This window comes from Rhodanobacter thiooxydans, from assembly GCF_021545845.1.
Classification (GTDB): Bacteria; Pseudomonadota; Gammaproteobacteria; order Xanthomonadales; family Rhodanobacteraceae; genus Rhodanobacter.
Genome location: NZ_CP088923.1, coordinates 3544706 through 3557581 on the forward strand (window position 1 = coordinate 3544706; position 12876 = coordinate 3557581).

9 protein-coding genes are annotated in these 12876 nt (G+C 69.7%); 5 read left to right on the forward strand and 4 right to left on the reverse strand.

Translation table 11 applies throughout. The features are described 5' to 3' along the window. Positions 1 to 76 precede the first annotated feature (76 nt). Both LRK53_RS16125 and LRK53_RS16130 read left to right on the forward strand, forming a co-directional pair. The gene (locus LRK53_RS16125) at positions 77 to 1564 is read left to right on the forward strand and encodes a leucyl aminopeptidase (protein WP_027493426.1); all 1488 of its coding nucleotides are present in this window, start codon (positions 77 to 79) and stop codon (positions 1562 to 1564) included. Between the two features lie 67 nt (positions 1565 to 1631). Then, positions 1632 to 2051: a DNA polymerase III subunit chi gene (locus LRK53_RS16130; protein WP_027493427.1), complete on the forward strand. Its 420-nt coding sequence runs from the start codon at positions 1632 to 1634 to the stop codon at positions 2049 to 2051. A gap of 57 nt (positions 2052 to 2108) precedes the next feature. Here the strand turns inward: LRK53_RS16130 and LRK53_RS16135 are convergent, their stop codons facing one another. After that, a complete protein-coding gene (locus LRK53_RS16135) occupies positions 2109 to 5690 on the reverse strand; it encodes a hybrid sensor histidine kinase/response regulator (RefSeq protein WP_027493428.1) in 3582 nt (1193 codons plus the stop codon). Positions 5691 to 5849: 159 nt separating this feature from the next. Here LRK53_RS16135 and LRK53_RS16140 point away from each other — a divergent pair, with 159 nt between their 5' ends. Continuing rightward, positions 5850 to 7310: a GTPase gene (locus tag LRK53_RS16140; protein ID WP_027493429.1), complete on the forward strand. Its 1461-nt coding sequence runs from the start codon at positions 5850 to 5852 to the stop codon at positions 7308 to 7310. Positions 7311 to 8171: 861 nt separating this feature from the next. Here the strand turns inward: LRK53_RS16140 and LRK53_RS16145 are convergent. The 3 genes from LRK53_RS16145 to ubiH all read right to left on the reverse strand — a co-directional run bounded on the left by LRK53_RS16145 (position 8172) and on the right by ubiH (position 11606). Beyond that, on the reverse strand, positions 8172 to 8966 hold the full coding sequence (locus LRK53_RS16145) for a dienelactone hydrolase family protein (RefSeq protein WP_027493430.1): 795 nt from the start codon (positions 8964 to 8966) through the stop codon (positions 8172 to 8174). Positions 8967 to 9081: 115 nt separating this feature from the next. After that, positions 9082 to 10386, reverse strand: a complete 1305-nt coding sequence (locus tag LRK53_RS16150) for a UbiH/UbiF/VisC/COQ6 family ubiquinone biosynthesis hydroxylase (RefSeq protein ID WP_027493431.1) — start codon at positions 10384 to 10386, stop codon at positions 9082 to 9084. Next, positions 10383 to 11606, reverse strand: a complete 1224-nt coding sequence (gene ubiH / locus LRK53_RS16155) for a 2-octaprenyl-6-methoxyphenyl hydroxylase (protein WP_027493432.1) — start codon at positions 11604 to 11606, stop codon at positions 10383 to 10385. The genes LRK53_RS16150 and ubiH overlap by 4 nt, the downstream gene beginning before the upstream one ends. A 99-nt stretch (positions 11607 to 11705) precedes the next feature. Here ubiH and LRK53_RS16160 point away from each other — a divergent pair, with 99 nt between their 5' ends. Next, positions 11706 to 12305: a hypothetical protein gene (locus LRK53_RS16160; RefSeq protein WP_037090122.1), complete on the forward strand. Its 600-nt coding sequence runs from the start codon at positions 11706 to 11708 to the stop codon at positions 12303 to 12305. Position 12306: 1 nt separating this feature from the next. Continuing rightward, positions 12307 to 12876, forward strand: coding sequence for a cob(I)yrinic acid a,c-diamide adenosyltransferase (locus LRK53_RS16165; protein ID WP_027493433.1), 570 nt, complete (start codon positions 12307 to 12309; stop codon positions 12874 to 12876).

A 12876-nucleotide genomic window follows, 5' to 3' on the forward strand; every position in this document is an offset into this window, starting at 1 on the left:
CGGCCCGGCCGATCGGCCGGCAAACCGCAAGTCTAGCCTGTCCGGCCGCCGCCGGGCCCACGCAGGAACCTCCCCGATGACACTCCAGTTCAGCCTCGGCGCCGCCGCCCCCGCCACCGTCGACAGCGCCTGCGTGCTGATCGGCGTGTACGAACAGGGCGTGCTGACCAGCGCGGCGGCCCAGCTGGACAGTGCCGCCGGCGGCGCGATCAAGCGCCAGGTGGAGAGCGGCGACATCAGCGGCAAGGCTGGTTCCACCACCGTGCTGTTCGCGCCTGCTGGCGTCGCCGCGCAACGCGTGCTGGTGGTCGGCCTGGGCGCGCAGAAATCGTTCGACGCGGCGCGCTACCAGAAGGTGAACATCGAAGCGACGCGCGCGCTCGGCCGCCTGCCGGTGGCGAACGCGGTGTCCTATCTCACCGAGGTGGACGTGCCCGGCCGCGACATTGCCTGGCGCGTGCGCATCGCCGCACTGGCCAGCGACCACGCCGCCTACCGCTACACCGCCACGTTCAAGCCGCGCGACAAGAGCAAGCAGAACGAACTGGCCGCGCTCACCTTCGCCGCCAGCGCCGACGCGCAAGCCGGCCTGGACCAGGCCGTGGCGATCGCCGAGGGCGTGCGCTTCGCGCGCGAGCTGGCCAACCTGCCGCCAAACATCTGCAACCCGGCGTACATCGCCGCGCAGGCCCAGGCCTTCGCCGACGCGCAGGACAAGGTCAGCTGCAGCGTGCTCGACCACGTCGAGATGGAGAAGCTCGGCTTCGGCTCGCTGCTGGCGGTGGCGCGCGGCTCGGTCAACAAGCCGCGGCTGATCGCACTCGAGTACAAGGGCGGCAACGACGGCGACAAGCCGTACGCGCTGGTCGGCAAGGGCGTCACCTTCGACTCCGGCGGCATCAGCCTGAAACCCGGCGCCGGCATGGAGGAGATGAAGTTCGACATGGGCGGCGCCGCCGGCGTGCTCGGTGCGTTCGTCGCCGCGGTGAAGATGGGCCTGAAGCTCAACCTGGTCTGTGTGGTGCCCAGCGTGGAGAACATGCCCGGCGGCGACAGCTACCGCCCCAGCGACGTGCTGACCAGCCTGTCCGGCCTCACCATCGAAGTGCTCAACACCGACGCCGAAGGCCGGCTGATCCTGTGCGATGCGCTGACCTATACCGTGCAGACCTTCCAGCCGCAGGCGCTGGTCGACGCCGCCACGCTCACCGGCGCCTGCGTGATCGCGCTGGGCAAGCACGCCAGCGGCCTGATGAGCAAGCACGACGACCTCGCCGCCGAACTGCTCGCCGCCGGCGAGGAAACGCTGGACCGCGCCTGGCGCCTGCCGCTGTGGGACGACTACCAGGCGCAGCTCGACTCCGGCTTCGCCGACGTCGCCAACATCGGCGGCAAGAGCGCCGGCGCGATCACCGCCGGCTGCTTCCTGTCGCGCTTCACCGACGGCCAGCGCTGGGCCCACCTGGACATCGCCGGCACTGCCTGGGAGGAAGGCCGCAAGGGCCTCGCCACCGGCCGCCCGGTGGCGCTGCTGGCGCAGTGGCTGTTGGACCGGGATTCGTGATTCGGGATTGGTAAGAGCCGAAGCCCGCACCCCGTCGAATCCCGAATCCCGAATCCCGAATCCTGATATGCGCGCCGACTTCTACCTGATCGACAAGCCGCGCTTCCGCGAGCAGCCGCTGCTGCTGGTCTGCGAGCTGGCGAAGAAGGCATTCGCCGGCGAGCAGCCGACGCTGATCCTGGCCCGCGACTTTGCCCAGGCCGAGGCGCTGGACGAGCTGCTGTGGGCGTTCGACGACGACGCGATGATCCCGCACCAGCTGGCCGGTGATGACGACGACGAGCAGACCGCGGTGCTGATCGCGCCGCCAGGCGTGGACAGCGCCGACCGGCCGCTGCTGATCAACCTGCGCGAGAGCTGCCCCGCCGGCCACTACCAGCGCGTGCTGGAAGTGGTGGCCGCCGACCCGGCCGAACGCGCGGGCTCGCGTACGCGCTGGCGCGAGTACCAGCGGCTGGGTTTCGAGCTGCACAAGTACGACATGTGAGCTGGAGCCTGTTCGAAGCTCCCGACGCGGGACGTCGGTGGGCGCCCGTCCCGGCGCTCATGCTGGCATCATCGGGCCGTCCACCACCCGCACCAGCGCGGCCACCAGCTGTTCGCCGCTGAGCGGCTTGCGCAGGAAGCCGTCCATGCCCGCCGCGCGCGCCTTCGCCTCGTCCTCGCTGCCCTGGCGCGCGGTCACCGCCACGATCGGCAGGCGTAGCCCGGCGTGCTCGCGCTGGCGGATCAGCCGCGCGATCTGGAAACCGTCCACGCCCGGCAGGTCCAGATCCAAGAGCACCGCGTCGAACTGCGCATGCGCCAGCTCGGCCAGCGCGGCCAGCCCGTTCACCACGTGCACCACCGCATGGCCCTCGCGCTCCAGCAGGCCGCGGATCACCGCCGCCACGATGGTGTCGTCCTCCACCAGCAGCAGCCGGTAGCTCCGCCCGCTCGGCCGCTCCACCGGCGCCGGCGCCACCGCCGGGGCGCTCAGCGGCAGCCGCACGCGGAACGTGCTGCCGTGACCCAGCCGCGATTCCAGCTCGATGCTGCCGCCCATCATGTCCACCAGCTCGCGGCAGATCGCCAGCCCCAGCCCGCTGCCGGCGCGCCGCTGCGGACTCTCGGCCTGCTCGAAGCGCTGGAACAAGCGCGCTTGGCTGGCCTCGGGAATGCCCGGGCCGGTGTCGCTGATGCTGAACTGCAGGCCGCCCTCGATCCGCTGCGCGCGCAAGATGACGCTGCCGTGCTCGGTGAACTTCAAGGCGTTGTTGGCCAGGTTCAGCAGGATCTGCTTGATCCGCACCGCGTCGCCCAGCAGCTGGGCCGGCAGCTCCTCGGCCAGCTCCAGCACGAAGCGGATGCCCTTGGCGTGCGCCAGGCCCTGCTCCAGCTGCGCCACGTCCCCCAGCAGTTGCCGCGGCTCGAACGGCACCGGCTCCAGTTCCAGTTTGCCGGCCTCGATCCGCGCCAGGTCCAGCGCGTCGTTGAGCAGCTTCAGCAGCATCCCGCCGGAGCGCTGCATGGCCTGCGTGTAGTCATGCTGCTGGCGGTTCAGCGGTGTGCTCAGCAGCAACTCGGCCATGCCCATCACGCCGGTCATCGGCGTGCGGATCTCGTGGCTCAGCGTGGCCAGGAACTGCGTCTTCGCCGCGCTCGCCGCCTCGGCCAGCTGCCGCTGCTGCTCGACCAGCTGCATGCGATGGCGTTGCGCCATGCGCCGCCGCCAGCCGCGCAGCACCAGCCCGGCCAGCGCGGCCGCGAGCAGCACGTAGATCGCCCACGCCCACCAGCGCAGCCACGGCGGCGCCTGCACATGGATGCTGATCGGCGTGGCCAGCCCGACCCAGCGATCATCGGCACCGGCAGCCCGCACTTCCAGCGTGTAATCGCCCGCAGCAAGCCCCGCAAAATCCCGCTCGGCGCGGTTGCCCGCATCGACCCAGCCGCTGTCGAACCCGTTCAACCGGAAGCGGTAGTGGTTGACCGCGGGGTTGATGAACGAAGCGAGCCGTACACCCACGCGCAGGTCACGATCGCGCCAACCCAGTTGCACCACCTTGCTGTCGAGGGCGATGGCGCGTACTTCGCCGGCGCGTTGCACGTTGAGATACGCCAGCGACAGCGCCGGCAACGAGCCGGCCTTCTCCGTCTGCAGCAACCGTTCGGGCTGGAACGCCACGACACCGCCGCTGCTGGCGACAAACATCATTCCGCCGGGTGCCATGGCAGTCGCGGTGCCGTCGAAATTTGCATTCGACAGGCCATGCGCCGGACCAAACGACTTGAAGCGGCGCGTGTGTTGGTCGAACAGCCACAGGCCCGGATTGGCAAACACCCATAACCGGCCTTGTCGATCCACCCGCAAGTCGCGCAGATCCGACTTGAGCCCCTCGTGGTCGAGGTCGATGCCGTCATCTTGCACGGCATGTCCGTCGGCATACCGGTAGTGTTCGAGCGCCGAGCCATTGGTGGCCAGCCAGAAGCCGGTCGCATCGAAGGCGAAAGCAACGATCTCCTGCCGCGGTATGCCCGGCACGAAACGCAGTTTCCCGTCCTTCTCATCCTGCCGCAGCAAACCGCCCTCACTCGCATACCAGAGACTGCCCGCATGGAAAGTGATCTGATCGGGACGCAGGATGCCGTCGCTGCCCTGCTCCATCGCCACCGGCGCAATGGCCAGGCTGTCGGGGTCGACGACGAACACGCCTTCATTCCATGAGGCGACGTACACCCGTCCAGCGTCGCCGGCACAGAGCAGCACGGGTCGCGTCACTCGCGCATGGCCAAGATCGATCGAAGCGAGCTTGCCTCGGTCGAGCAGATGGAGCTGGGGCGGGTTGTCGATCCACAGGCGGCCACGCGAATCCTCTGCCAGCGACACGATCTGCCCCTGGATGCCCTGCGCGACATGCTGTATCCGGCCGGTCACCGCATCCAGCTTGTCGATCCAGCCATCGTTGCCACCCAGCCACAACCTGCCATCGCGGCCCATGAGAATCGTCGACGCCGCAATACCGGTCAGGCTGTCGGCATCGTCCGGAATGTGGGTAAAGCGGGAGAACCCGCCCCATCCCGGCGGCAGGTAGGCGATGCTGGATTGCTCGAAGGTGATCCATAGTCCACCTTCGCCATCGAGAGTCGTCTGCCACGTCTTGCTACTGGGCAGCCCACCCTGCAACAGCGGTTGAGCAGCGATCCGCTGCAGCTGTCCATCGGCATGATCCCCGTCGACCTGATCCAGAAAGACACCTTCGGCCGTGGCTATCCACAGTCGGCCCGATGCGTCGCGGGTGCTGCTCATGATTCGTTGCGATGACAGCTGCCGGCTCGCCAGCGGCCGCGCCACGCCATCGGCGCCGATGATCAGCAGACCGCCGGTCAGCGACACCCGGATCTCGCCGTGCCCGCCGTCGATGCGCCAGGTCTTGCCCAGGTCGCCGCCAAACGAGGGATCCACCGGCACCTTGTGCATCGTGCCGTCGGACTCGCGCAGGTACAGGCCACTTTCCGCACCGATCCACAGCCGACCGTCGGCCCCGGCAAACAGCGCCCGCGTCTGGCCGAACGAGGCGGAGCGTTTCCCACCGCCAACGTCCAGCGGTATGTGGTCGAACCCGCCTCCATCCGGTCGCAGGCGATCGAGGCCGCCCTCCGTGGCCACCCACAACGTGCCGTCGGCCGTCTGTGCCATGCCCCAGACTTCGTCGCTGGCCAGGCTGGCCGGCTGCTTGTCGTCGTGCGTCCACAACCGGAAGCGCTCGCTCTTCTGGTCATAGGCAGTCAGCCCGGTCGAAATGCCACCGGTCCAGACCCGGTTGTCGCGATCGATCAGAAGGGAATACGTGGGGTTGGCAGGCAAGGAGTTCGGGTCATCTGTCGCATGCCGAAACACCTTGAAACCGACCCCGTCGAAGCGCACCAGACCACCGGCCGAGCCAAACCACATCAGGCCGTTGCGATCCTGTGCCGCGGCGTAGATCGCGCCGCTCGGCAAACCGTCCGTCGTCCCGTAGCGGCGGAACTGCGGCGTCGGCAACGGAGCCGCCGCCGGTGTGCCCGCCACCACGGGTTCTGCCAGGGCAGCGGGCATGGACACGAACAACGCGCCCAGGACCACGCCCAGCAGCCAAGCGGACAACCTTGATCCGTTCCCCATCAGTCCCCCCGATCCGGCGCTGCGAGTCTGCGCCGGCCTCGGCCGAAGCCCCATTCCGGCACACGATAGTGCCAAAACCACGTCGCGGGCGCGAACAGGGCTGCGCAGGGTCGGCGCCAGGAAGCTGGCTAGAATGCGCGGATGTCCCGACGCCTGCGATTGCTGCTCACCGCGTTGGCCGTGGCCGCGCTGCTATGGCTGCTGTTCGCCGCCGCCGAACGCGCGCTGGCGCTGGCGCAGCGTTTCCTGGATCTGCCGACGTGGCTGCAGTGGACGCTGGGCGGCGTGCTGCTGGTTTTCGCCGCGACCGGCCTCGCCGTGCTGTGGTGGCTGCTGCGTCCGCGCCGGCGACGCCGGCCGCCGCCGACACCCGATCGCGGCAGCCTGGAGCAGCGCATCGGCCAGCTGCGCGAACGCGGCGCCGACACCGGCGCGCTGGCGGCCGAACTGGGCGAGCTCGATCGCCGCCGTGCCAGCGCGCGCGTCTACGTCGCGCTGTTCGGCGAGATCTCCAGCGGCAAGTCCAGCCTGGTTCGCGCGTTGGCGCCGCATGCGCAGGTGGCCAGCGACGTGCGCGGCGGCACCACCCGCGCCGTGGGCCATTACGATGGCCACCTGCCGGATGGCCGCACTCTGGTGCTGGCTGACGTGCCCGGTAGCCGCGAGGCCGGCGGCGAGGCGCACGAAACGTTGGCGCGCGAGGAAGCTTTGCGCGCGCACGCGGTGATCTATCTGTGCGCCGGCGACCTCAACCGCGGCCAGGCCGACGAGTTGCGCTGGCTGGCCGACTTCGGCAAGCCGCTGCTGCTGGTGCTGAACAAGGCCGACCAGTGGAGCGATGCCGAACGCGATCAGTTGCTAGCACGCCTGCGCCGGCATGCGCAAGGCATCGCCAGCGCGGTGCTGGCGATCAGTGCCGGCGGCGGCGAACGCTACCAACGCCAGCTTGCCGACGGCGGCACCGAGTCGGTGGAACGCCAGCGCAGGCCGGCGATCGAACCGCTGCTGCAGGCCCTCGAACGGCTCACCGCGCCCGGCGCCGAAGGCCTGGAGGACCTGCGCGAGAACGCCGTGCTGGCCGGCCTGCACCAGCGCACCGGCACGCTGGAAGCGCAGACCCGCGCGGAGGAAGCCGAGCGCATCGTGCGCAAGTACGCCCGCCGCGCCATTGTCGGCGCGCTGGCCGCGGTGGCGCCGGGCAGCGACCTGGTGATCCAGGGCGTGCTCGCCACCGGCCTCACCCGCGCGCTCGCCGAACTCTATGGCGTGAAAGTCAGCGACGTGCAGATCGAGGATTTCGTGCAGCAGGCCCGACTCACCCTGCGCACCGGCAGCTCGATCGTGCTGGCTGTCGCCGGCAACACGATGAAAGCCTTCCCCGGCCTCGGCACGCTGGGCGGCGGCGTGCTGCACGCCTTCGCCTACGCGCTGATCTTCGACTCGATGGGCCGCGCCCTCGCCGCGTCGCTGGCCGAACGCCGCAGTCTCGACCAGCACGACGCCGGCGAACGCCTCAAGGAACTGCTCGCCGATACTGGCGGCACCCGCCTGCGCCAGCTGGCCGCGCTGACGATGGAAGCGGTGCGCGAACGCGCGGATTGAGGGGTGGCGGCTGGTGTGCGCGACAGTCGCCTTTCACCATCCGGAGAAAAAGCCCAAGAGCTTTCGTCCTCCTGCGGAGGCCGAGGTACTTCTCTTTTGCTTGTCCAAAAGAGAAGTACCCAAGAGAAAACGACACCCCGCTTGGCGCTTGCCGGGCATCCTGCCCGGCAAGTCCGTGAGCCGGGGCCGGGCTTTTCGACCGGACTCCTGTCCGGACGAAAAGGAGCCGACATCCCTGTCGACTCCCGCTGCGCGGCCTGTCGACCCCGGCTCACCGCCGCACAGGGGCCCCGGGTAAAGCTGCGGGCCATCCTGGCCCGCACTCGGTGATGAAGCTGAAAAGCAACAGCCACAGCAAAGCGTCGCTTAGCTGTGGCTTCGCTCTCGCTCTTGATCTGGCTCTTCTGAAAAGTGCGCGCTGGGAGCGCGCTGCTCTACCGGGGTCCCCTCTGCAGCGGCGGGCGGGTGGAGGAAAAGCCCGCAGGGTGGCCGGCAGGGATGCCGGCCAGTTTGTCGTCAGCACAGGATGTGCTGTCGACAAACCCCGTAACCCGAGCGCGAACCTTGCGGGCAGGATGCCCGCAAGGCGCGGAAGCGGGGTGGCCTTTCTCTTTGGTTACTTTCTCTTTGGCCACGCAAAGAGAAAGTAACTCGCGCGCCGAAGGCGCACGAAAGCTCTTGTCTCTGATGCTTTTCGCTCTGAATGCGGCAAGAGCAAGAGCATCGCGCACGACCGAAGGAAGTCCCTTGTGGACAGAGTGCGCTACAGGGCCACGCAAGAGAAAAAAGTGACTCGGCCGCCGCTGGCAGATCAAGATCCCTGCTCCCGAACCAACAGCGTCATCGCGCCCAACAAGAACCCTATGGTGTGCCGGCAAACGCCGCGCGCAGCCAGTCGTGCATCAGGCGGTAGCTGCGGGTGGCGGCACGCTCGTCGTAGCGGCAGCCGGGCGAGTTCTCGCCGGTCTCGGTGAAGCAGTGAACGGCGTGGCCGATCACCACGAACTGCCAGTCAGCGGGGCTCATGCGCATCTCGTCCATGAACTTGTCCGCATCCGGCATGGTGCCCTTGTCATCGGCGCCGTTCATGACCAGCACGCGCGCCTTGATATTTTTCGCCAGTGCCGGGTTGTCGGTATCCAAACCACCGTGAAACGACACCACCGCGGCCACGTCGGCACCGCTGCGCGCCAGATCGAGCACGGCCGAGCCGCCGAAGCAGAAGCCGATCGCAGCCAACTTCGATGCGTCGAGCGGCGCGCTGGCGGCCTGCGCCTTCAGCTGATCCAACGCCAGATTGATCCGCTTGCGCATCAGCGTGCGGTCGCCGTACAGCGGCTTCACCGCCGCCTGCGCCTGGTCGGCATGGCCCGGCTGCGGGCGCACGTTGGCGCCGTACATGTCGGTGAGCAGGATCACGTAATCCTTGCCGGCGATCATCTCGGCCTTCTTTACGGCCACGTCGTTGACGCCATACCAGTTCGGCACCATCACCAGGCCCGGCCGCTTCGCGCTCGACGCGTCGTCGTAAACCAGTACGCTGTGGAAACGGGTACCGTCCTGGGTCCATTCGATCGGGCGATGCACCATCTTCGCCTGAACGGTGAGGCTTGAACCGGCGAGCAACAGCAGGCAACAGAGTCGGGCGATGCGCATGATCGATCCTCCGGTGGCATTGACTCCCTCCCCTGCTTGTCCCAAAGGGACTCCCTTCGGTCGCAGGGGAGGGTTGCGGTGCTCCTCCCCCTGCAAGCAGGGGGAGGAGCAAAGATCACAGTCCGGCAGCGTGCTCCGACAATCGCCGCTTCAGCGGCGTGAGGCGGTCCAGCACGCGCACGCCGATGCCGCGCGCGGCCACCAGCGCCGGTGACTGCCAGGCGTAGATGCGGGCCAGAGCATCGAAGCCCAGCGCATCCAGCGTATCGGCGCTGCGCCGGCGCCGCGCATAGCGGCGCAGCACGTGGGCGGCGCCGATGTCGCGGCCGGCGGCACGCGCGTCGAGCAGCGTGTCGCGCAGTTCGGCCACGTCGCGCAGGCCCAAGTTGACGCCCTGCCCGGCCAGCGGATGCACCGCGTGCGCGGCGTCGCCCAGCAACACGAAACGGTCGGCCTGGTAACGCTCGGCCAGTTGCAGCCTGAGCGGGAACGCCGCGCGCGGCGTGGCGGCGACGATCCGGCCCAGTCGGAAATCGCTGGCGACGCCGAGTTCGTCGAGGAAAGCCTGGTCGTCCAGCGCCAGCACGCGCTGCGCCTCGGCCTCGGGCAGCGACCACACGATCGAGCTGCGCCCGTCGGCCAGCGGCAGCAGCGCCAGCGGACCGCCCGGCAGGAAGCGCTGCCACGCAGTGTCCTGGTGCGGACGTTCGGTGGCGACGTGGGCCACCACCGCGCGCTGCGCGTAGTCGCGACCGCGCGTGCCGATGCCAGCCAGTGCGCGCAGCGGCGAGCCGGCGCCGTCGGCCGCCACCAGCAGGCTGGCGGAAAGAGTCTCGCCATCGGCCAGTTCCAGCTGGATGCGATCCTCGCGCGCCTCGAAACCGCGCACTTCGGCCGGGCACAGCCGGCGCACACTGGCTCCTGCGCGTCCTGCGCCCGCGGCACTGGCACTTCCCTGTGCGGCGGCCGCTCCTGCGCGTCCTGCGCCCGCGGCACTGGCACTTCCCTGTGCGGCGTCCAGCGCCTGCCACAGCGTCCATTGCACCAGGCTGTTCTCGACGATGTAGCCGAGCCGGTCGCGACCCTCGCTGGCGGCGTCGAAGTCGATCGCCGCGCCGCTTGCGGCGTCCCAGACGTGCATGTGCGTGTACGGGCTGGCGCGGGCAGCGCGGATGGACGTCCAGACGCCCAATTCGTCCAGCAGCATCACCGACGACGGCGCCAGCCCGACCACGCGCAGGTCCACCTCGGCATGCGCATCCCAGGCCGCCGGCGCGCGCGCCTCCAGCAGGGCGGTGGCGAAGCCCGCGCGCGCCAGGGCCAGCGCCGCGGCAGCACCCACCATGCCGCCGCCGACCACGGCCACGTCCAGCGCGGGCGGGCGACGACGCGAAGTCATCTCCTGTGCCGGTGCATTCATGGCAGACGCTCCAGCACCGCCAGCGGCGGCTCGCCGCGGAAACCCATGCCGCGCCGCGCCAGTGCGCGCTGCAGCGGCGGCAGCCGGTCGCAGGCGAGCAGGGCCAGCGAGCGCAGCGGCGCCAGCAGCGGCTGCGGCAGGCAAGCCAGCTGCACCAGGCCGTGGCTCATCGCCATGGTGCCCTCGCGGTCCGGCGCGCGCCGCGCGGCGTAGCGCGCCAGCAGCTCGGATGCGCCCGGCTCGGGCGCGGCGGCGACCAGTTCGGCCAGGGTCAGTGCATCGCGCAGGCCGAGATTGAAACCCTGCGCGCCGATCGGGTGCACGGTCTGCGCCGCGTTGCCCACCAGCACCGCACGCGGCGCAATGAGTTGCGCCGCGGCGACCCGCTGGATCGCATATGGATGCCGCTTGCCCGGGCGACTCAGCCGGCCCAGCCGCCAGCCGAAACGGCGCTGCGCCAGCGCGATGAAACCGGCGTCGTCCAGCGCTGCCACCGCCTCGGCCTCGGCAGCCGCCACCGTCAGCACCAAGCCGCAGCGGCGCTCGGCCAGCGGCAGCAGGGCAACCGGCCCTTCATCGGAAAAACGCTCCCACGCGCGGTTCGCGTGCTCGCGCTCCGCGGTGACCGTGCACACGAACAGGGTCTGCCGGTAGTCGTGCCTCTCGGCGTCGATGCCCAGCTGCGCGCGCACGAACGACTGCGTGCCGTCGGCGCCAACCAGCAGCGGCGTGTCGAGGCTGCGCGTGCCGTCGGCGGTTTCGACCTGGGCGCGCCAGCCGCTGGGCAACGGCTGCAGCGACGCCAGTCTCGCCGGCGCCAGCCGGGTCAGCCGGGTGCATTCGTCGAGCCGGCGCAGCAGCGCCGCACCGAGTTCGCGTGCCGGCAGGGTCCAGCCCAGCGCGTCGACGCCGTGTTTCTCCGCATCGAGGCGTGCGCTACCGAACTCGCCGGCGCGGGTGACGCGGATGTGCCGGATCGGGGTGGCGCGGACGGCCGCGTGCCGCCACACGCCGATCGCCTCCAGCCCGTTGACGGTGGCGCGGGCCAGCGCCAGATTGCGCTCGTCGTAGCTGGGCTGGGCATCGGTGCGCGGCGCGGCGGCCTCGACCAGGGTGGCGGCGACGCCGGCGGCATCCAGCGCGATCGCCAGGCTGGTGCCGACCAGGCCGCCGCCGATGACCAGCACGCTGCCGCCGGCAGGGGATGCGGAAGCATTCATGCCGTGGATGATACGCGCCGGCGCGGCACCGACACATCGGGCCGGTCGCATTGGGCTAAACTTGCAGACCTGTATCCCGCCGAGCTGCACGGAGTCCACATGGCAACCTCAACGACCCGACGCCTGACCATCTTCCTGGGCCTGGCCCTGGTGATGGGCGTCACCCGCTTCCATCCCTCGCTGCTGCACCACGCGTTGTGGGACGCCTCGTGGGGCGTGTTCTTCCTCGCCGGCTTCTGGCTGCGCGGCCAGGGCCGCTGGGCCTTCCCGCTGCTGATGGCCGAAGCGGTGCTGATGGATTACCTGGTGATCAGCGGCCAGGGCATCGACTTCTGGAGCCACTACTGCGTGTCGCCGGCCTACTGGTTCCTGCTGCCGTCCTACGGCGCGCTGTGGCTGGGCGGCAGTTGGCTGGCGAAGCGCCAGCAGGGTCTGAACCTGCGCACGCTGGGCCTCGCGGCCGGCGCGCTGCTGGTGGCCGAGGGTGCCTGCTACCTGGTCTCCAACGGCAGCTTCTACTGGATCAGCGCCAGCGTGCCGGCGCCGCGCAGCTTCGGCGCGTGGCTCGGCAACCTCGGCGACTGGTATCTGCCGTTTCTCGCCGGCACTGCCGTGTACGTGGCGCTGGGCGCAGTGCTGCACGTGCTGGCGACCCAGCTGGCGCACGCCGCGCCGCACCGCGGCTACACCCGGCACTGACATGGGCAACCGCCTCTCGCGGATCTACACCCGCACCGGCGACGACGGTTCGACCGGTCTCGGCGACGGCTCGCGCGTGGGCAAGGACTCGCCGCGGGTCGATGCCTACGGCACGGTGGACGAACTCAACAGCACGATCGGCATGCTGCTGGCCGCCGACGGCGTCGATGACGAGGTACGCGAGGCGCTGACCCAGGTGCAGCACGACCTGTTCGACCTCGGCGGCGAGTTGTGCATTCCGGGCATGGCGATGGTCGAGGACAGCGACATCGAGCGGCTGGAACGCATCCTCGACACGCTCAACGAGCCACTGCCGCCACTGAAGGAATTCATCCTGCCCGGCGGCGGCATGGCGGCAGCCTGCAGCCACCTCGCACGCACCGTGTGCCGGCGCGCCGAGCGCGCGGTGGTCGCGCTGTCGCGAGTGGAGGACATCCGCAACCAGCCGCAGCGTTACCTGAACCGGCTGTCCGACCTGCTGTTCGTGATCTCGCGCGTGCTGGCCCGCACCAGCGGCCACGGCGAAGTGCTGTGGCAGCACGAGCGCCGCCGCAAGCCCTCCGCGACCTAG

Excerpts from the sequence above, each read along its gene's own strand:
- LRK53_RS16165 (WP_027493433.1), top strand. The coding sequence starts at position 12,307 with ATGGGCAACCGCCTCTCGCGGATCTACACCCGCACCGGCGACGACGGT.
- LRK53_RS16125 (WP_027493426.1), top strand. The coding sequence starts at position 77 with ATGACACTCCAGTTCAGCCTCGGCGCCGCCGCCCCCGCCACCGTCGAC.
- LRK53_RS16130 (WP_027493427.1), top strand. The coding sequence starts at position 1,632 with ATGCGCGCCGACTTCTACCTGATCGACAAGCCGCGCTTCCGCGAGCAG.
- LRK53_RS16145 (WP_027493430.1), bottom strand. The coding sequence starts at position 8,966 with ATGCGCATCGCCCGACTCTGTTGCCTGCTGTTGCTCGCCGGTTCAAGC.
- LRK53_RS16160 (WP_037090122.1), top strand. The coding sequence starts at position 11,706 with ATGGCAACCTCAACGACCCGACGCCTGACCATCTTCCTGGGCCTGGCC.
- ubiH (WP_027493432.1), bottom strand. The coding sequence starts at position 11,606 with ATGAATGCTTCCGCATCCCCTGCCGGCGGCAGCGTGCTGGTCATCGGC.
- LRK53_RS16150 (WP_027493431.1), bottom strand. The coding sequence starts at position 10,386 with ATGAATGCACCGGCACAGGAGATGACTTCGCGTCGTCGCCCGCCCGCG.
- LRK53_RS16140 (WP_027493429.1), top strand. The coding sequence starts at position 5,850 with ATGTCCCGACGCCTGCGATTGCTGCTCACCGCGTTGGCCGTGGCCGCG.